The following is an 18,267-nucleotide window of genomic DNA, read 5'->3' on the forward strand; positions in this document are numbered from 1 at the left end:
GGAAACGTTCGCCCTGTTACCTTTGAGGCACTGGGGTGCGGGTGAGGTGGGAGGCGCCGTGGCAAATCCGGTACGGATCCGCCGGAGATGGCGAGTATGGGCCGCGGCACCGGTGGGCGAGGGGGCCGGGCAGCCGGTCTTCCACGCGCTCGTCGCGGGTGCTCCGGTCGTGGCCGCCGCCGGGGTCGCGCTCATGGCGTCGCTCCCGGTCCTGGCCGGGCGGGAGCCTTGGATCTCGTGGCTGCTCGCGCTGGCCTGTGCCGCGGCACAGGCGGGGGTGTACCTGGCCGCGTTCGCACCCGGCCGCGTCCGCCGGCCTGGCCTGGCACTGGCCGCGCAGGCTCTGCTGGGCTACCTGCCCATGCTGCAGCTGGGAGCCCCGTGGAGCACCGCGGGCGGGTTCTTCGCCGGGAGCTTGCTGCTGGCGGTCCGGCCGGCCATGGCGCTTCCCGCGGCCGCTCTCGTGTGCGTCGTGGCGGGGCTCGTCTCCGCACGGGGGACCGCTTCGGTGGACGCCGGGTTCGCGGCCGCGGTGTCCGCCGGGGTCGCCGCGCTGCTGCTGTTCGCCGCGGGTGCGGCCGCGCGGCTGATCACCGAGCGCGAGGAGGAGCGGCGCGAGCTGAAGCGCAGCGCGATCGCCGAAGAACGCAAGCGGTTCTCCCGCGACGTCCACGATCTGCTTGGTCTCAACCTTTCGGCGATCACCCTCAAGGGTGAACTCATCGACCGGTTGGTGATCGGCCAGCCGGGGCGCGCCAAGGAGGAGCTGGCCGAGCTGCTGACGATGTCGCGACGCGCGCTGGCGGACATCCGCAAGGTCGCGGCGGGGTACCGCGAGCTGTCGCTGGACGACGAGTGCCGGGCCGCGGCGGCGGTGCTGAACGTGGCCGGGACCCGGGTGACGGTGGCCCGGTCCGGCACTGAGGACCTGCCATCGGAGGTGGCGAACGCGCTGGCGGCGGTGTTGCGCGAAGGGGTGACGAACGTGATGCGGCACAGCACCGCGAGCTGGTGCGCGTTCTCGGTGAGCAAGGAGGACGGGACGGCCTGGCTGGAGATCGTCAACGACGGCGCGGGCGGCGCGGGGTGCGACGGCGGCGCGGGTTCCGGTTCGGGACTGCGCAACCTCGTCGACCGGGTCGAGTCCCTGGGTGGAACGCTGGCGACGGAGGTGGACGCGGGCGGGACCCACCGGCTGCTGGCGGCGATCCCGCTGGGCTGTGCCGGCGTCCGGCGTCGCCGGACGCCGGACGAGCTGTCGGCGTAACGCTTTCCGGATGCTTCCGGCCGGGCGCGCGGGTTTTCGTGCCTGGCCGACCGGCGCTCACTTGCTTGGGGCTACAGCCATTCCGCTTCCGTCGCGATGCGGATCGCGTGGACCCGGTTGCGGGCGTTGAGCTTCGTGACCACCGCGGCCAGGTAGTTGCGGACCGTGCCGGCCGACAGGAACAGCTCCGCCGCGATGTCGGCCACGGTGCGCCCGCGTGCGGCCAGCGACAGGATCTCGATCTCGCGCGGGGTGAGCGGGCAGTCGTCGGTCTCCCACGCGGCCAGCGCCAGCTCGCTGTCGATCACGCGGCGGCCGATCGCGACCGAGCGCACCGCGTTCGCCAGCTTGTCCGACGGCGAGTCCTTGAGCAGGAAGCCGTTCACCTTCGCGTCCAGCGCGCGGCGCACGGTGCCCGGCCGGCCGAGACTGGTCAGGATCAGCGTGTGGACGCCGGGGAGGCTTTCGTGGATCTCCACCGCGGCCGACAGCCCGTCCTTGCCCGGCAGGTCGATGTCGATGATCGCGACGTCGGGCTGGGTCGCCTTCGCGGCGGACAGGATCTGGTCGCCGGTGGACACCTCGGCGACCACTTCGATGTCGGACTCCAGGTTGAGGAGGGCGACCAGGGCGCCGCGGACCATGTGCATGTCCTCGGCCAGCAACACCTTGATCACGACGCTACCTCGCACCCCAGTCGATCACTCCGGACCATAATTGTACGCCATTGTCCTACCCCGACGGTGTTTTGAAGAAGCGCGCCCGGGAATGGCCGGGAATTCACCGGCGGCGCGCGGGCGGGTCCCGCTGGGCCGAATGGCTGCGGGGAACCGCGAACCGGTGAGTCCACCGTCCGCGGATTGACGGACGGCGGATTCGGGGTACCGGAATTGCCCGCCTCAGACCGCCATCGGGCGGGCGATCGCGGACCGGCGCAGGTCCGGCAGCGCCAGCAGGACCGGTGGGTCGAAGCCGTGCCGCGGCCGCAGCCGGACGTCGGCCAGGCTCGCCGTGACACCGCGGTGCACGGTCACCGGGCCGGCGAGGCCGGTGTAGGGCCGCAGGGTGTGGTTGTCGACCTCGCCGCACCCGTAGGCGTGGGTGAGGACGTACCACGAACCGAGCGGAACGTCGGTCAGCGAGTACGGTCCCGGGCCCGGCAGGATGGCGTACCGGGCCGGCGCGCCCTCGGCGATCCGGGCGGCGAACAGCCCCACGAAAACCGGTCCGACCTCGGCCGACGGCCGGGCGCGCAGCTGGCCGCGCACGGTCGTCCCGGAGCCCGTCTGTGCCTGCCGGTCGGCGACGCGCGGCGCCATGCCGCGCAGCTGGCGGTAGCCCGACGGCGAGACGCCCACGCTGCCGCTGAAGCGGGCGCTGAACGTGCCGACGCTGTTGTAACCGACCTGGTGGCTGATGTCGGCCACCGAGATGACGGTGGTCGCGAGCAGGCGTTTCGCCTCCGCGAGCCGCAGGGCCGAGAGGAACCGGCCCGGTGAAAGCCCGGTGACCCGCAGGAACACCCTGGTGAAGTGGAACTTGCTGAACATGGCCGCGCGGGCGAGGTCGTCGATCGTGAGCCGCTCACCCAAGTTGTCTCGCATGGTCACGATGGCGCGTGCCACAGCTTGCCGGACGATCTCATCCATGGTGGCCGTCCCTCCCGGTCGACAATGCGCACCCGGACCTTCCCGACGAAGGCTTCGATGCGTGGATTTGGATTCGACCAAACTGTAGGTCGGCGGGCGTCTACTTCTTAAGTGCTCTGTGCAACCGTTCCGGATGGATTTCACCGGTCCCGGACATGCGTTTTGCACATCGGGTGTGACCCGGGGTCCGACCGGGAACTCTCACCATGAACGCATGTGCGTTTCGCATACCCCCGGTAGCGGGCCGGGTTTGCGCGACAGCGCTAGGTGACGAAAATGCGGCCATTCGACCCCGTTCGATGGCCTTGCTACCCCGTTCGGCGTCTGCGTTGTAACCGCACGGACCATGTGTAAGGCACAGCGCGGCGATGATGCGGGCACTGGTTGATGCTGTGTCCCTGGGCGACGATTTGTGGCACGTGAAGCATTCATCTTCGCCACTGGGGAGTACACAATGCCCGCACAGATTTCCACTGACATCCGCGCGCTTTTTTCCGATCTGGGAGTCTCGATTGCGGGGAGCGAGCGAGACGCGGTTCTCGTGATCGACCGGTTCGAGCACCTGCGCAACCCGATCGAGAACGGTGCCAATGCCGTGCCCGGCTGCGCCGGCTGCCTCGGCACCTTTGCCGACGTCTTTGCCGACGCGGCCTGACTGTTTTACCAGGTCCGCACCGATCGTGTGAGCCGGTCACGACTGCGCCGTGTGCGCGGATCGCGGCCGGCTCGTTCGGTGGAAGCGGTGAAGGGTTCACGTCGCCGGAGCTCCCGGACCGCTCACGGGCGGTAGCCGGCCGATCGCCGGTCGGCGTTTTCGGTCACGTCCTTGCTTTTGCGTGACGCATTCCTGGGCGGCGTCGCCGAATGCTGCCCGATCGGTGCAACCGATTCGCCGAGCAGAATGGTTGACTTGGCGTCTGGGGAATCGTGAGTGCGGAGGCACCCGTGATCAGAGTGCTGATTGCCGAGGACATGCACATCGTCCGGGGGGCGCTGGTCGCCCTGCTCGGGCTGGAGCCCGACATCGACGTGGTCGCGGAGGTCGCGTCGGGGCTGGAGATCCTGTCCGCGGCACGGGCGAACCAGGCGCAGGTCGCGGTCATCGACATCGACCTGCCGGGCAAGGACGGCCTCACCGCGGCCGGTGAGCTGCACGAACAGCTCCCGGAGTGCCGCACCCTCATCCTCACCAGTCTCGGCCGGCCGGGGACGCTGCGGCGCGCGCTGGACGCGAAGGTGAGCGGATTCCTGCTCAAGGACGCGCCCCCCGCCAAGCTCGCGAACGCCGTGCGGGGCGTGCTCGCCGGCCGCCGCATGGTCGACGGCGACCTGGCGCTGGCCGCCTGGGACACGGTCGACTGCCCGCTGACCGCCCGCGAGCTGGACGTGCTGCGGATGACCGCGGAGGGCTACGGGACGGTGGAAGTCGCCGCGCGGCTGTACCTTTCCGCCGGGACAGTACGGAACTATCTCACGACCGTCGTCGCGAAACTCAACGCCCGCAACAGGGTGGACGCCATCCGCATCGCCGAGCAGTCCGGCTGGCTGTGACCGGCGGAAAGGTCCGGACCACGCGCGGGTGACATCGCGCCGCCGCTCGCCGCGGACTCCGCCCGCCGGTACGAGCTCGATCGCGGAGGTCCCGGAGCGCGTCGCGTCAGACCGGAACGGCCGCGCGCAAGCGGAACCGGCCGTCCGGCTCGACACCCGCGCTCAGTTCGCCGCCGAGGTCGGCGACCCGGTGTGAGAGGTTGCCGATGCCGCTGCCGGGCGAGCTGCCGCCGGGCACCGGCTCGGGCTCGGCGGGCCGCTCTCCTGGCGTTTCGACGCCGTCGTTCACGATGTCGAGGCTGACCCCGTCGGACGTCCGGCGCAGCGCGATCTCACAGCTTTCCACCCGGCTGTGCCGGAGCACGTTCGTGACTCCCTCGCGCAGCACGACGGCCAGCACCGTGCGCACCGGCTGCGGCAGCTCGTCGTCGAGCATCTCCATGCGCACGCGGACGTCGGCCGCGGCCAGCACGGACCGCGCCATCCGGGACTCGCTGTCCAGGGACAGCTCGCGGTAGCCGCTGGCCACCGAGCGGACGTCGGAGAGGGCCTGGCGCGTCAGCCCGAGGACCTCGCGCAGCTCCTCCGCCGCCCGGTCCCGGTCCAGGGGCAGCACCCGGGCGGTCAGCTCGCTCTTGAGCGCGATCGCGGACAGGCTCATCCCGAGCAGGTCGTGCAGGTCGCGGGCGAAGCGCAGGCGCTCCTCGGCGACGGCTGCTTCGGCCAGCCGCCGCCGGGTGCTGTCCAGCTCCGTGACCAGCCGGACCAGCCAGAGCAGGCTGAACACGGTCAGGCTGCTCATCACCGTCGCGGCGGTGAAGAAGATCGCGAGGTCGAGGCCCTGCGCACCCACCTGCTGCATCCAGGCGTAGAAGGCGACGTTGAGCACGAAGAAGGTCCAGCCCGCCGCGGGAGGCATGACGAGCAGCGCGCTGCCGACCAGCAGGCTGGGCAGGCTGACCCAGTGGTCCTGCAGGGCCAGCAGGGGCAGGTAGATCAGGCAGGCCTGGACGAAGAGCATGCCGTAGCTCTGCGCCGACCGCAGCCGGGTGGTGGGCCGGTCGAAGTAGGTGAACTGCAGGACCAGCAGGCCCAGCAGCGACCCGGCAACCAGGGCGACCTCCCAGAACTCCGTGGTGATCAGGAGCAGGTGGATGACCACGCTGAGAGCCATGCTGCCGAACACCACGGGCAGCATCCTGCCGACCCACTTCGATTCGGCCCGCGACTGCGAGCCGGTGTCGTCGGCCGTCACCGACGGCGCCGTCATCACCGGCAGCTCGACGTGCAGCCGGAACCGGCCGCCCGCGTCGGCGCCAGTGGTCACCCGGCCGCCGAGCGCCTTCACCTCGTCGGGCAGCTGGGTGAGCGGCCTCCTGTCGTCGGCGATCAGGTCCTCGGCCGTCACGCCGTCGTTGACGATGTCGAGGGACACCTTGCCGTCCTGCTGGTGGATCTGGATCTCGCAGTGTTCGACGTCGCTGTACCGGAGGACGTTCGTGACCCCTTCGCGCAGCACCTTGGCCAGCAGCGTCCGGGCCTGGACCGGGAGATCGGCCTGGTCCAGGTGGACCTTGACGGCGATGTCCGAGGCGGACAGCAGCGACTCGGCGGTCCGGGACTCCCGTTCCAGGGAGAGCTCGCGGTAGCCGTGGGAGATCGCGCGGACGTCGGCGAGCGTGCGCTGCGCGGTCGAGGTGATCTCGGCGAGCTCGGCTTTGGTCTGCTCGAACGACTTCCGCATGAGCCGGTACGCGAGCTCGCCCTTGAGCGCGATCGCCGACAGGCTGATGCCGAGCAGGTCGTGCAGATCGCGGGCGAAGGCGAGCCGCTGCTCGGCGACCGCGTGCCGGGCCAGCTCGGTGCGGGCCCGGTGCAGCTCGCTGACCATCCGGACGAGCCGGGCGAGCAGGCAGAAGATCAGGCCGTAGACGACCGTCGCGAGGGTCGTGTAGACGGTGCTCAGGAAGTCGTTCCCGTAGCTGGCGTACAACCAGGCGACGGAGACGCCGACGAGCGCGGACAGCGGCCAGGCCAGCCGGGCGCGCAGGGCCAGCAGTGCGCCGGCGACGACGAAGGACGGCATCACCAGCCAGGGTGAGCCGAACGTCAGGATGGGCACGTACGCCGGCAGCGCCAGCGCGGCCAGGAGGATCTTGCTCTTCGTCGAGTCCAACCGGGTGGCCGGACGGCTGAAGTAGAACAGCTGGATCGCCAGCAGGGCGGCGACCGCAGCGATCCCGTACGCGCCGGTGAGCAGGTTGACCGGCGCCGCCAGGAGGGCGCTGTACAGCCCGGTCACGCAGAAACCGACCATCACCAGCGTGACGACGGAGCCCGCGAGCCGGGAGGCCAGCCGGGGGCGCCGGTCGAACCCGCTGGTGCCGCGGGGTTCGGCCGTGGCGGACAGCTCCACGGCCGGCTCGAGCGTGGCGAGCGACATCGGCGGAACCCCCGGGGTCTCGTCGGCGGCCGGGCGCCCCAGGTGGGCCGGCCAGGGCGTGCTGCCGACAGATCGTAGCTCAAGCGAGGGCTGTTTCCCTGCGCCGAAAAGACGTGGCGCCGGTGCGCGGCGGGCTCGGGACGGTGGCATGGGGCGGCGGGGCACCGGGCTCAGCGGCGGCCGGTGGCGGACCGGAGGCGGTCGGGGACGCCGAGCAGGCTCAGGAAGTCCAGGTGGGACACGGCGACCGACCCGGTGTGCAGTACCGAACCGCGCTCCCGCTCGAAGAAACTGAGCCCCGCTTCGTCGTCGTTCCAGAACTCGCCGCCTGCCGCTTCGTCGAGGCGCCGGGACGCCGGGAAGCCGGTGGCGAACGCGCCGGCTGCCGAGTACGTGGGCAGGTCCTGGCCGAAGTGCCGGCGGTACTGCTCGAGCTTGGCGTAGGGCGCGCGGGAGACCAGTACCAGCCGCAGGCCGGGGTCGTGCAGCGCGGCGGCGATTTCGGCGGCGGGCACGACGTCGAAGGGGCCGCTGCGGTCCGGCATCGTGTGGTGCACGGCCAGCCGCGGCCTGCCGTCGAAGAGGTCGGCCAAGGAAATCCGCCCCTCCGGGCCTTCGAACAAGTACTTCGCCTCGGCGACGGTCCGGGGCCGGTCCAGCTCCGGCACGCTCAGCTTCGTCATGGCTCGCCCTCCCTGGTGTGGTCCTCCTGCGGAGTGTGACGCGAGTGCCCGGGCGAGCCCCAGCGTTCGGCTCGGGAACCGCAAGCTGGGAGACGCACCCGGAACCCCGAAATCCCGCTGTGACAGCTGGGGCTTCGCCCCAGGCCGGGGGCTTCGCCACCCGGAACCCCCGAAACCCGGTCGTGACAGCTGGGGCTTCGCCCCAGGCCGGGGGCTTCGCCACCCGGAACCCTCGAAACCCCGTCGTGCCCGCCGGCGGCCCGGACCCTAGGCTCTGCGGTCATGGCACGCTATTTCGACCTGCACCCGGAAAACCCGCAGCGCCGGTCGCTGGGCCAGATCGTCGAGATCCTCAAGAGCGACGGCCTGATCGCCTACCCGACCGACTCGTGCTTCGCGCTCGGGTGCCGGCCGGGCAACCGCGACGGGCTGGACCGGATCCGCACCATCCGCAAGCTGGACCACCGGCACCACTTCACGCTGGTGTGCCAGGACTTCGCGCAGCTGGGCCAGTTCGTCCACGTCGACAACGCCGTGTTCCGCGCGATCAAGGCGGCGACGCCGGGCAGCTACACGTTCATCCTGCCCGCCACCAAGGAGGTGCCGCGGCGGCTGATGCACGAGAAGAAGAAGACCGTCGGCGTGCGCATCCCCGACCACCGCGTCACCCAGGCGCTGCTGGCCGAGCTCGGCGAACCGCTGCTGTCGAGCACGCTGCTGCTGCCCGGCGAGGGCGAGCCGATGACGCAGGGCTGGGAGATCAAAGAAGAGCTGGACAACCAGCTCGACGCGGTGCTGGACTCCGGCGACTGCGGGGTCGAGCCGACGACCGTCGTGGACTTCTCTTCCGGGGAACCGGAGATCCTGCGCGTCGGCGCGGGGGATCCCGCCCCGTTCGAGTGATATCGGTCAGTTCTCGAGCAGTTCCAGCCATTCGGCGGTGTGCTCGCCGCTGAACGTCAGGGCGAGGTCTTCGGCGTGGCGGCGGCCGGTCACCAGGAGGCAGAAGTCGTCGGCGGGGCCGGTGACCCGGTCGGTGGCCTCCTCCGGGCCGAAGTCCCAGCGTGTCCCCGACGGCGCCCGCAGCTCGAACCGGAACGGCCCGGGCGGCGTGACCCGGTGCCGGTGGTAGGCGCGGTCCCTGGTCCGGACGCCGTAGTAGGCGACGTGCCCGATCTCGTCGCCCCGCCGCGGGCGGGCGCCGAGCGCGTCCGCGATGTCCTGGCCGCACGCGAACAGCTCGGTCAGCGCGGCCGCGGCGAGCACCGACGGGCGCAGCGGGCCGTCGCTCCACGGCAGCTCCTGCTTCGCGGGGGCCGAGGTGAGCAGGGCGTTGGCCTTGCGCTGCTCGATCAGCCAGGTCACGAGGGCCTCGTCGAGCGAGTCGTAGGAAATCTGCGGGGTGACGCCGAAGGCATCCGGGTTCTCGACGCTGAGCCGGACCAGCCGCGCGGTCGACGTCAGCCGGGCGAAGTGCCCGGTGATGTCGGGGCCGGGGCCGTACCCGTGGCGCTCGGCCAGGTCGGCCAGCGCCTCGGTCTCGGTCTGCAGGTCCGTGAACACGTCGGCCATCGGTGCCAACCTCCTGGTTCCGGGTGCTGTGCCGATCGTCGCCGATCCGGCCGCGGTCACGGCCGAATGGCTTCGTGGTAACGGTTACGTGCCGCGTGGGGGGCGGCCTGCTGTTGGCCGGATCGGTGACCGGGACTGCCCGGATCCAGGCTGGCAGGCGGCCCGGCGGCGGCTCCACTCCGCGCTTGCGACGTGCCGCCGCGGGCGGCGGGCGCGGTCGGCTATCTTCATGCCACGGACGAGGCGAGGGCGGCCGAAGGGAGCCCGGACGTGAAGTACCTGCTGGCGATGTACCTCAACCCCGACGTGATGGCGAGCCTGTCCCAGTCGGACATGGACGCCATCATGACCGGGCACCAGGACTTCATCCGCACGATCCGGGAGTCCGGCGAGATGATCGGCACGCAGGCGCTCGCGCCGGTCGCCGACAGCACCGTCGTGCGGGTGCGTGGCGGCCTGCCCGCGGTCACCGACGGCCCGTTCCTGGAGTCGAAGGAGTTCCTGGCCGGCTACTACCTCGTCGACTGCGCGAGCAAGGAGCGGGCCGTCGAGCTCGCCGCGATGATCCCGGACGCCGCCATCGACGGCTTGGCCATCGAGGTGCGCGAGATCGTCTTCTTCGCCGACGCCGAGTCCGAAGTCCCCGGTTTGTGACGTGACCGCGCCCGCCCCGGTCGCCGAGGTCCTGCGCCCGCTGGTGCCGCAGGTGCTCGGGGTGCTGGTGCGCCGGTACGGCCAGTTCGACGCGTGCGAGGACGCCGTCCAGGAGGCCCTGCTGGCGGCCAGCGAGCAGTGGCCCGCCGAAGGGGTCCCGGACAACCCGCGCAGCTGGCTGGTCACGGTCGCGACCCGGCGGCTCACCGACCACTGGCGCAGCGAGAGCGCGCGGCGCCGGCGTGAAGAGTCGGTCGCCGTGCGGGAGCCGGCCGGCTCGGCGGTCGTCCCCGGCCCCGGCGAGGAACAGCCCGCGGGCACCGACGACACGCTGAAGCTGCTGTTCCTGTGCTGTCACCCCGCCGTGTCGCCGCCTTCGCAGGTCGCGCTCACGCTGCGCGCGGTCGGCGGCCTGACCACGGCGCAGATCGCGAGCGCGTTCCTGGTGCCCGAGGCGACGATGACCCGGCGCATCACCCGCGCGAAGGAGAGCATCGCCGCCGCGGGGTCGACGTTCAGCGAGCCGTCGCCGGACGACTTCGGCGACCGGCTGCGCGTCGTCCTGCAGGTGCTGTACCTGATCTTCAACGAGGGGTACACGGCGACGTCGGGGGAGAACCTCCTGCGCGCCGAGCTGGCCGCGGAGGCCATCCGGCTGACCCGCGCGGTGCGCGCGCTCATCCCGGACGAGGGCGAGGTCGCGGGCCTGCTCGCGCTGATGCTCCTGACGGACGCGCGGCGCGAGGCCCGCACCGGCCCGGACGGCGAGCTGGTCCCGCTGCCGGAGCAGGACCGCGCCCGCTGGGACGCGGCGATGATCGCCGAGGGCGAGGCACTGGTGGACGCGACGCTGGGGCATGCGGCGCTCGGGCCGTACCAGGTCCAGGCGGCGATCGCGGCGCTGCACGCCACCGCGCCCAGCACGGAGGGGACGGACTGGCCGCAGATCGTCGAGCTGTACCACGTCCTGCAGGCCCTGATGCCGAGCCCGGTCGTCACGATCAACCAGGCGGTGGCGGTGGCCCAGACCGCGGGCCCGGCCCGCGGCCTCGAACTGCTGGACACGGTCGACGCCAAGCTCGACGTGGCCCGCCGCCTGGACGCGGTCCGCGCGCACCTGCTCGAGCTGGCGGGAGACCTGCCCGGCGCGCGCGAGCACTACCTGCGCGCCGCGGAGCGGACGGCGAGCCTGCCCGAGCGGCGGTACCTGATGAACCGGGCCGGGCGGATCGCGCCGGGCGCGGAAACGCCGGCCCGCCCGGGAACGTAGCCCGGGCGGGCCCGCGAACTCAGCGGACCACGATGCCCGAGGGCGGCTCCGGGGCGGCCGGGACGTGGAACAACCGAGCCAGCAGCTCGAGGTCGGCGACGTCGCCCTCGAGCACCAGCTTGCCGGTGCGGACCGCTTCCTGCGCCGACACGTGCCCGCTCATCAGGTCCAGCATCACCGCGCCGCTCTGCACCTTGACGACCAGGTCCGCGCCGGCGAACCGGCCCTCGCCGACCTTGACCGCGCCGTCTTCGACCAGTGCGTGGACGATCATCCGGTCGTCGTAGCGGATTTCGTAGGTGATCTGGACGCCCTCGGCCACGTCGGGGCGGAACGTCGTGTACAGCGACAGGATCGCCGCGTCCAGCGTGAACACGTCCTCCGGGCCCGGCTGGTGCAGGGAACGGGCGCCCCACAGCCCGAGGTCGAGCAGGACGTGGTCGAGTTCGCTGCCGTACTGGGTCAGCTCGTAGACCAGGCCCGCGTCGAGCTCGGCGCGGACGCGGCGGCGGAGCACGCCGGTCGCCTCGAGCTCGTTGAGCCGGGCCGACAGGATGGACGGCGGGATCTTCGGCAGACCGGCCTGCAGTTCGTCGTAGCGCTTCGGACCGAGCACCAGGTCGCGGATGATCAGCAGCGACCAACGCTCGCCGATGATCTCTAGAGCGCGGGCGAGGCCGCAGAACTGGCCGTAGGCACGGGTGTTGGGAGCGGGCATCGAACTTTCCTCACTTCTTTCTCGGGCGATGCGATGGAACGCGGCCGAAGCCGGGGAAGCGGTGGTTCAGCGGTGGTCCCCTTCCGAGATCAGCTCGCGGTGCAGCACCTGGAGGTCGTCACACGGTTCGACGCCCAGTTCCCCGGCCAGCCGGGACCGGAGCCTGCGGTAGACGGCCATCGCGTCGGAGCGCCGGCCGCTGCGGCCGAGCACGCGCATCAGCTGGCCGTGCAGCGCTTCGTCGAGCGGGCTGCCGGTGGCCAGCGAACGCAGCTCGCCGATCAGCTCGCGGTGCTTGCCGCTGACGATTTCCGCCTCGATCCGCAGGTGCAGGACGCTGCGCCGCTGCTCGAGCAGCTCCGTGCGATAGGCGGACAAGATAGGTCCACAGTGGACGTTCGCGAGCGGCGGGCCGGACCAGAGGTCGAGCGCCGCGCGGTAGGCCTCGGCGGCCGCGGCGTGGTCGCCGGCGTTCTGGCGCTCGTGGCCGAGCTGCTGCAGCCGGACGAACCGGTGGGTGTCCACCCGGGACGGATCGATGTAGAAGGTGTAGCCGGACTGCTTGGTGGCCAGCATCTTCTCGCCGTCGGCGGCCAGCCCGTTCTGGTCGATGCACCGGCGGAGGTGGTAGACGTAGGTGTGCAGGGTGGTCCGGACCGTCCGGGGCGGGTTGTCCGACCACAGCTCCCGGATGAGGGTGTCGATGTGTACCATCCGGCCCGGGCGCATGACGAGCACGGCCAGCAACTGGAGCACCTTGGGCGTGGTCGGCGCGTAGTCGACCCCGCCCCGCAGCACTTCCAGCGGGCCCAGGACGGTGAACGTCACTTCACCGTCGTCCGGCGCGTCCGGTCGCGGCAGTTCGGAGTACATGTCAGCCTCCAGCGTCATCAATACGTCCTCGCGCTCCCCAGTTCGTGCCGCGCGGGTCGGGGGACGGCCGACTCCGGGCTTCTCACCGAATGTGACAGAGCGTCGTTCCGTCGACCAGTGACTCACCCACCAGAGTCAACGTGCGTTTATCCCGTGGCCCCGTGCGTTTCGCAGGTTCGGCTCGGACGTTCCGCATGGTCCGCCATCCGGCCCAACCTGGGCTTCGGCACTCGGCGGCGTCGCTGGAACGGACCAGTCGCGGGTGCGGCGGGGCCGCCGCGGTTCACGCGGGCGAGCGTGCCGCACGCCGACGCCGTGCGTTTTCCACGAGATGTCCTCTGTGGAACGCCCGCGCCGGCGTCGGTGTCACACGTTCGAGTGCGTTTTCGCCCGGGAGCCTCCATCGCTCGTCGATCGATCTGCAAGGAGCGCCGTCTTCCCTGACACCAGGAGAACTGCCATCAGGGGAATTCGAGGTTGGACGGATGATGTTGCGGTCTATTGCGGCTGTCGGACACGACAGCGAGTTCGATGATCCGCCCCGGGTGCCGGCCCTCGAGCGGATGGAGAAGTCGGTCCGGCCTGCCGTGCTGCAGGCCATCTCGTCGATCCGGGAGCGGTACTTCGAGCCGATCACGCTCGCGGAGCTGGCGTCCGAGGTGTTCGTCAGCCGGTTCCACTTCTCCCGGATGTTCGCCGACGCCACCGGGGTGACGCCCGGCCGGTTCCTCACCGCCGTGCGCCTGTTCGAGGCCAAGCGGCTGCTGCTGACGACGTCGCTGAACGTCTCCGACATCGTGTGCAGCGTCGGCTACAGCAGCGTCGGCACGTTCACGAGCCGGTTCTCGCGGGCGGTCGGGATGACGCCGACGCAGTACCGGGAACCGCAGGTCGCCGAGCTGCTCGTGGCGATCTCCCCGACGTTCCAACGGCTTCCGCCGCTGCGCACGCTGCGCGAGGCCGGGCGCAGCTGCGCCTCGCTGCAGACGGGCACGGGGGTGCTGTCGATGCGGCTGGACATGCCCCGCGGTTCGGCGCCCGCGGACACCCTGGTCGGGCTCTTCGCCGACCCGGTGCCCCAGAGCGGCCCGGTCGCCTTCGGCGGCATGGCGAACATGAGCTCCGGCGAGCTGACCATCCACGGCGTGCCCGCCGGGCGGTGGACGGCGATCGCGGTCGCGCAGCACCGGCCGGGCACGGCCGGGCCGCGGTTCTCGATCGGCTACCTGCCCGTGAACGTGGCGCCCTACGGCCAGACCACCGCCCGGGTGAGCCTGCGCCCGCCGGCCCCGACCGACGCGCCGATCGCGATCACGCTGGCGTCGAAGCAGTCGCCGTTCACCCAGCGCATGCTCGCCGCCCAGCGGCCGCACCTGCGCGCTGTCGCCTGATCCTTCGAAGAGCTACTGATCCGGCCAAAAGCAGGCCGGCCCTCGAACGGTACGTGCCATTGCCGCGAAAGCCATCCGGTCGTGGCTCTGGCCGGATCGGTAACAACCGACACAGTTAGGTGCCACAAACGATGTCCACTGTCATCGGGGTGCTCCGCAAGCGCTTCCTCGCTCCGTCGCTCGCCTCGGTCGGCTTCGCCGAACGCGGGTTCCCGGTCGCCCACACCGACGCGACGGCCCGGCTGGAGGCGGTGCCGCAAGCGGTGGTGTGCGGGTTCGAGTGGGCCATCGAAGGCGCGTCGCTGTGGGAGATCGAGCGCCGGCTGGCGCTGGTCGAACCCGAGCAGCGCGGCTTCGCCTACGAGGGCGCGACGATGGGCTACACGATCCTCGACGCCATGCCGGGCGGCGGCCGCGACCGTACCCGGGAACTGCTGGAAGGACCCGGGCGCCCGCACATCTTCTTGACCTACATCGGGATCGGCTTCGCGATGGCGCGGCTGCCGCGTCCACTGTGGAAGAACATCCTGCCCGAGCTGACCGGGGTCGCCTACCACCCGGTGATGAGCTGGCTCGCCGTCGACGGCTACGGCTTCGACCGGGCCTACTTCGACACGAAGAAGTGGGTCGACGAGCAGGCCGACCCGGTGCCCTACCCGTGGGCGGGCCGCCCGGAGTACTTCGGCCGGGCGTTCGACCAGGGCGTCGGCCGCGCGCTGTGGTTCATCAACGGCGGGAACCCGGACGCCGTCGCGAAGGCGGTCGTGCGCTTCGCCGAGCACCGCCGGCCGGACCTGTGGAGCGGGGTCGGGCTGGCCGCGACGTTCGCCGGCGGCAGCGACCAGCGAGGGCTGGCCCGCCTGCGCCGGGCGGCCGGGGAGCACTACGACGAGCTCGCGCTCGGCGTGGTGTTCGCGGTGAAGGCGCGGACCTACTCCTCGTACGTGCCCGCCCACACCCACCTCGCCGCCGGCGTGCTCACCGACCTTTCCGTGCAGGCCGCGCAGAACCTCGCGGACCGGACCGAACAGGCCGACGGCGACGACGGGCCGGAACCGCCCTACGAGCTGTGGCGGCAGCGGATCCGCGCGGAATTCGACCAGGCCGCCCAGCGGCGCACGGGCTGACGAGGCCGCCGCCGTGCTCGCGGGCAACCGCGGAGTAGAGCGCTGACCAGCGAATCTGTGACCGTAGAAGCGACGAACCGAAGTTGATCCTAGTGACCCTAAGGGGGAGAGTGCGTTGGGCAATGGTTGGCGTACGCTCAGGCGCCGCGTCCTGACACCCGATGTCTCGGAGACCTTGCTGGAAAAGCGAGGCTTCCACCGGAAGAGCCCAGCCGCTCAAGAACGACTCGAGACAGTCGGGGAGATGTTCCTCCTCGGGTACGCCCACGCTGTCGAAGCGAAGTCGGTCGAGCAGGCCGAAGAATGGCTCGATCGCATTCCCCCGCAGTTCCGTGGGTTCGCCTACGAAGGCGCCGGAATGGGGTACGGCGTGCTGGACGGCCTGCCGTTCGGCAAGAGCACGAACACCGCCGAGTTCCTGGCCGGCCCCGGCGAGAAGCACGACTACATCATCTACGTCGGGGTCGGCTGGGCGATGGCGCGGATCCCGCGGTTCACCTGGCCGAAGGCCGCGGACTTCGACCCGCTGCTGCGCTGGCTGGTGCTCGACGGCTACGGCTTCCACCAGGCGTACTTCAAGACCGGCAAGTACATCGGGCAGCAGCACCAGGACCGGAACTTCTCCTGGCCGGACCGGCGCTACGACGGCTACGCGCTGCGCGCCATCGACCAGGGCATCGGCCGGGCGCTGTGGTTCATCTGCGGCACCGACGTGTCCCTGGTGACCAAGACGATCGAGGGATTCCCCGAGTCGCGTCACGGCGACCTCTACGCCGGCGTCGGGCTGGCCTCGACCTACGCGTGCGGCGTCACCGCCGACGAACTGGCGGAACTGGTGGACCGGGCCGGGATCCACCACGGACAGCTGGCGCAGGGGAGCGCCTTCGCTGCCGAGTGCCGGGTGCGTTCGGGCCTGATGGTCCCGGAGACCGAGATGGCGGCCCGGGCGATCTGCGGACTGTCCGCCGAGCGGGCCGCGGCGATCACCCAGGAGGTCCGTCCGGCCGTCGTCGTCGACGGCGACGACGTCCCGGCGTTCGAAATCTGGCGGCAGCGGATCGCCGAAGAAGTGCTGACCCACGGAGGGAAGAACAAATGACCGCGACTTTCGGCTGGCTGCGCAAGCAGCTGGCGGGCATCGTGGCGCTGGCGCTGATCCTCGGCCTGTTCCTGGTCGCGCGGCTGCCCAGTGTCTCGGCCGCCGAGCAGGACGACATGGCGGGCAGGTTCCACTTCACCCCGATGACGATCGCGCTGCCCGCGGCGGCGAAGTCGCAGTCGATCCGGACGGTGAACAAGGAGTACGAGCACATCGCCGCGTGGATCTCCTCGGTCGGCGCCGCGATCGCGATCAACGACATCAGCGGCAGCGGTAAGGCCAACGACATCTGCCTGGTCGACCCGCGCAGCGACCAGGTCGTCATCACGCCGACGCCGGACTCGGGCCCGCGCTACGCGCCCTTCGCGCTCGACCCCGCGCCGGCGCTGCCGACGTGGGACTACCTGGCGCCGATGGGCTGCGTCCCCGGTGACTACAACGAAGACGGCCGCACCGACATCCTGGCCTACTACTGGGGCCGGACCCCGGTGCTGTTCCTGCAGAAGGCCACCGCCACCAAGTTCGACGCCTCGGCGTTCCAGCCGACCGAGCTGGTGCCGGGCAACCACCGCGGCGCGGACGGGAAGTACAGCGGTCCGCTGTGGAACACCGACTCCGTCACCACGGGCGACTTCGACGGCGACGGCCACGTCGACATCTTCATCGGGAACTACTTCCCGGACAGCCGGGTGCTGGACCCGAACGCCGACGGCGGGATCACGCTGAACCAGTCGATGTCGCACGCGGTGAACTCGGGCGCCAAGTACATCTACCGCTGGACCGGCGCCACGTCCGGGGCGAACCCGAGCGCGCGGTACGCCGACGCCTCCGCCGGCATCCCGGAGACCGCGCGTCTCGGCTGGACGCTGGCCTCCAGCGCGACGGACATCGACGGTGACAGCCTGCCGGAGCTGTACATCGCCAACGACTTCGGGCACGACCACCTGCTGTACAACAAGTCCACGCCGGGGCACGTCGAGCTCGCCGAGGTCGCCGGCGTCCGCGGGATCGACGACCCGAAGTCGAAGGTGCTGGGGCACGACTCCTTCAAGGGGATGGCGGTCGACTTCGGCGACCTGAACGGCGACGGCCTCTACGACCTGTTCGTCAGCAACATCACCACGTCGTGGGGTATCGAAGAGTCGAACTTCCAGTTCATGAACAAGGCGAAGGACACCGGGGACCTGACCCGGCAGCTGAAGGACGGCGTCGCGCCGTTCCACGACGACAGCGCCGCGAACGGCACCGCGTGGTCCGGCTGGGGCTGGGACGTCAAGATCCAGGACTTCAACAACAGCGGCGAGAACCAGATCGCGCAGGCGACCGGGTTCGTCAAGGGCCAGGTCAACCGCTGGCCGAACCTGCAGGAGATCGCCACGGCCCACGACGGCCTGCTGTCCAACCCGCTGTGGTGGCCGAACGCCCGCGCCGGTGACGACATCGGTGGCGACCAGACGCTGCACTTCTTCGTGAAGAGCGCGGACGGCCGGTACACCGACCTCGCCCCGCAGCTGGGGCTGGCGGTGCCGGTGCCCACCCGCGGCATCGGGGTCGGCGACACCAACGGGGACGGCCTGCCCGAGTTCGCGGTGGCGCGGCAGTGGGAGCAGCCGATCTTCTACCACAACGACAGCCCCGCCACCGGGAAGTACCTGCAGCTGAAGCTGACCACCGACGCCCCGGTGGCGGCCGGCCCGCTGCCCGCGGCCGGTCCGCCCGCGATCGGCGCCCAGGTCACCGTGACGACCGCGGACGGCAAGAAGTACCTCGGCCGGGTCGACGGCAGCAGCGGGGAGGCCGGCCGGCGCAGCTTCGACGTCCAGATCGGCCTCGGGGCGAACGTCAGCGGTCCGCTCGACGTGCACCTGCAGTGGCGGGACCGGACCGGCCGGCTGCGGACGCAGAACCTGAAGCTCGAACCCGGTTGCCACATGTACCAGCTCGGCGCCACGGCGAAGGAAGCGATGTGA

Annotated in this window: 17 protein-coding genes; 10 read left to right on the forward strand and 7 right to left on the reverse strand. The window is 71.0% G+C overall.

Annotation, left to right across the window (positions count from 1 at the left end):
• Positions 1-58: 58 nt before the first annotated feature.
• The gene (locus AB0M82_RS36060) at positions 59-1,267 is read left to right on the forward strand and encodes a histidine kinase (protein WP_364731878.1); all 1,209 of its coding nucleotides are present in this window, start codon (positions 59-61) and stop codon (positions 1,265-1,267) included.
• 71 nt (positions 1,268-1,338) lie between these two features.
• Here the strand turns inward: AB0M82_RS36060 and AB0M82_RS36065 are convergent, their stop codons facing one another.
• Together AB0M82_RS36065 and AB0M82_RS36070 are read right to left on the reverse strand one after the other, a co-directional pair.
• Positions 1,339-1,944 (reverse strand): response regulator transcription factor, encoded by a 606-nt coding sequence (locus tag AB0M82_RS36065; RefSeq protein WP_364731880.1) that lies wholly within the window; start codon positions 1,942-1,944, stop codon positions 1,339-1,341.
• 222 nt (positions 1,945-2,166) lie between these two features.
• Positions 2,167-2,916 (reverse strand): AraC family transcriptional regulator, encoded by a 750-nt coding sequence (locus tag AB0M82_RS36070; protein WP_364731882.1) that lies wholly within the window; start codon positions 2,914-2,916, stop codon positions 2,167-2,169.
• A 454-nt stretch (positions 2,917-3,370) separates the two neighbouring features.
• On the opposite strand from AB0M82_RS36070, the gene AB0M82_RS36075 reads away from it, so the two are divergent.
• Together AB0M82_RS36075 and AB0M82_RS36080 are read left to right on the forward strand one after the other, a co-directional pair.
• Complete coding sequence (locus AB0M82_RS36075; protein WP_364731885.1) at positions 3,371-3,571, forward strand: hypothetical protein; 201 nt, start codon at positions 3,371-3,373, stop codon at positions 3,569-3,571.
• 290 nt (positions 3,572-3,861) lie between these two features.
• Positions 3,862-4,467 carry a response regulator transcription factor gene (locus AB0M82_RS36080; protein ID WP_364731888.1) on the forward strand — a complete coding sequence of 202 codons (606 nt, stop codon included), beginning with the start codon at positions 3,862-3,864 and terminating at the stop codon, positions 4,465-4,467.
• A 106-nt stretch (positions 4,468-4,573) separates the two neighbouring features.
• Here the strand turns inward: AB0M82_RS36080 and AB0M82_RS36085 are convergent, their stop codons facing one another.
• Together AB0M82_RS36085 and AB0M82_RS36090 are read right to left on the reverse strand one after the other, a co-directional pair.
• On the reverse strand, positions 4,574-6,910 hold the full coding sequence (locus AB0M82_RS36085) for a histidine kinase (protein ID WP_364731891.1): 2,337 nt from the start codon (positions 6,908-6,910) through the stop codon (positions 4,574-4,576).
• 170 nt (positions 6,911-7,080) lie between these two features.
• Positions 7,081-7,593, reverse strand: a complete 513-nt coding sequence (locus AB0M82_RS36090; protein ID WP_364731894.1) for a DUF899 family protein — start codon at positions 7,591-7,593, stop codon at positions 7,081-7,083.
• A 282-nt stretch (positions 7,594-7,875) separates the two neighbouring features.
• Between AB0M82_RS36090 and AB0M82_RS36095 the strand changes: the two genes are divergently transcribed.
• Positions 7,876-8,496 (forward strand): L-threonylcarbamoyladenylate synthase, encoded by a 621-nt coding sequence (locus AB0M82_RS36095; RefSeq protein ID WP_364731896.1) that lies wholly within the window; start codon positions 7,876-7,878, stop codon positions 8,494-8,496.
• Positions 8,497-8,502: 6 nt separating this feature from the next.
• On the opposite strand, the gene AB0M82_RS36100 is transcribed toward AB0M82_RS36095, so the two are convergent.
• Positions 8,503-9,165 (reverse strand): maleylpyruvate isomerase family mycothiol-dependent enzyme, encoded by a 663-nt coding sequence (locus tag AB0M82_RS36100; protein ID WP_364731899.1) that lies wholly within the window; start codon positions 9,163-9,165, stop codon positions 8,503-8,505.
• 270 nt (positions 9,166-9,435) lie between these two features.
• On the opposite strand from AB0M82_RS36100, the gene AB0M82_RS36105 reads away from it, so the two are divergent.
• Together AB0M82_RS36105 and AB0M82_RS36110 are read left to right on the forward strand one after the other, a co-directional pair.
• Positions 9,436-9,819 carry a YciI family protein gene (locus AB0M82_RS36105; RefSeq protein WP_364731902.1) on the forward strand — a complete coding sequence of 128 codons (384 nt, stop codon included), beginning with the start codon at positions 9,436-9,438 and terminating at the stop codon, positions 9,817-9,819.
• A gap of 1 nt (position 9,820) precedes the next feature.
• Positions 9,821-11,089, forward strand: coding sequence for a DUF6596 domain-containing protein (locus AB0M82_RS36110; RefSeq protein ID WP_364731905.1), 1,269 nt, complete (start codon positions 9,821-9,823; stop codon positions 11,087-11,089).
• Between the two features lie 19 nt (positions 11,090-11,108).
• Here AB0M82_RS36110 and AB0M82_RS36115 read toward each other — a convergent pair whose 3' ends face one another.
• Both AB0M82_RS36115 and AB0M82_RS36120 read right to left on the reverse strand, forming a co-directional pair.
• Positions 11,109-11,807 (reverse strand): winged helix-turn-helix transcriptional regulator, encoded by a 699-nt coding sequence (locus AB0M82_RS36115; RefSeq protein WP_364731907.1) that lies wholly within the window; start codon positions 11,805-11,807, stop codon positions 11,109-11,111.
• 66 nt (positions 11,808-11,873) lie between these two features.
• Positions 11,874-12,680 (reverse strand): AfsR/SARP family transcriptional regulator, encoded by an 807-nt coding sequence (locus AB0M82_RS36120; protein ID WP_364732003.1) that lies wholly within the window; start codon positions 12,678-12,680, stop codon positions 11,874-11,876.
• A gap of 563 nt (positions 12,681-13,243) precedes the next feature.
• On the opposite strand from AB0M82_RS36120, the gene AB0M82_RS36125 reads away from it, so the two are divergent.
• The 4 genes from AB0M82_RS36125 to AB0M82_RS36140 all read left to right on the forward strand — a co-directional run bounded on the left by AB0M82_RS36125 (position 13,244) and on the right by AB0M82_RS36140 (position 18,267).
• Positions 13,244-14,071 carry an AraC family transcriptional regulator gene (locus AB0M82_RS36125; RefSeq protein ID WP_364732005.1) on the forward strand — a complete coding sequence of 276 codons (828 nt, stop codon included), beginning with the start codon at positions 13,244-13,246 and terminating at the stop codon, positions 14,069-14,071.
• A gap of 131 nt (positions 14,072-14,202) precedes the next feature.
• The gene (locus AB0M82_RS36130; protein ID WP_364731910.1) at positions 14,203-15,198 is read left to right on the forward strand and encodes a DUF1702 family protein; all 996 of its coding nucleotides are present in this window, start codon (positions 14,203-14,205) and stop codon (positions 15,196-15,198) included.
• Between the two features lie 115 nt (positions 15,199-15,313).
• Entirely contained in the window at positions 15,314-16,297 is a 984-nt protein-coding gene (locus AB0M82_RS36135; RefSeq protein ID WP_364731913.1) for a DUF1702 family protein, read from the forward strand.
• Positions 16,294-18,267, forward strand: coding sequence for a CRTAC1 family protein (locus AB0M82_RS36140; protein ID WP_364731915.1), 1,974 nt, complete (start codon positions 16,294-16,296; stop codon positions 18,265-18,267). The genes AB0M82_RS36135 and AB0M82_RS36140 overlap by 4 nt, the downstream gene beginning before the upstream one ends.

Origin of the sequence: Amycolatopsis sp. NPDC051128, from assembly GCF_040682715.1 — a bacterium.
In the GTDB taxonomy this organism is placed as follows: Bacteria; Actinomycetota; Actinomycetes; order Mycobacteriales; family Pseudonocardiaceae; genus Amycolatopsis.